Origin of the sequence: Kineococcus vitellinus (genome assembly GCF_009906315.1) — a bacterium.
In the GTDB taxonomy this organism is placed as follows: domain Bacteria; phylum Actinomycetota; class Actinomycetes; order Actinomycetales; family Kineococcaceae; genus Kineococcus; species Kineococcus vitellinus.
The window spans coordinates 1-361 of the sequence record NZ_JAAALL010000675.1 but is presented as its reverse complement, the minus strand read 5'-3'; the positions used below and the strand labels follow the sequence as shown (position 1 = coordinate 361).

Genomic DNA, 361 nt, shown 5'->3' with positions numbered 1-361 from the left:
AGGCTTATCGCAGGCTCCCACGTCCTTCATCGGCTCCTGATGCCAAGGCATCCACCATGCGCCCTTACACACTTGACCACCACACACCACCCACCACGGAAAACACGACCCGTGGACGAGCAGGCGCACGACGCCAGTGCAGAATTCAAAACCCAAACCACAAAGACAGCGAACCGCCACCCACACCCCACCCGCGGAGCACCCCCTCAAGGAGCACACCCGCGATGCGAGAGTGAAAGAGCAGCGATCCACATCATCAGAGGATTATCTACTCGACGAACACCACTACATGATGCTCGCGTCCACTGTGCAGTTCTCAAACGACAACCAGGAACCCCCTGCCACCAGCAGGCACCAGACA

General features: G+C 58.7%; 1 rRNA gene. It reads right to left on the bottom strand.

Annotated elements, in window-relative coordinates:
- A 23S ribosomal RNA gene (locus tag GTQ99_RS24050) occupies positions 1-78 on the bottom strand; the annotation flags it as partial.
- Between the last annotated feature and the right edge of the window lie 283 nt (positions 79-361).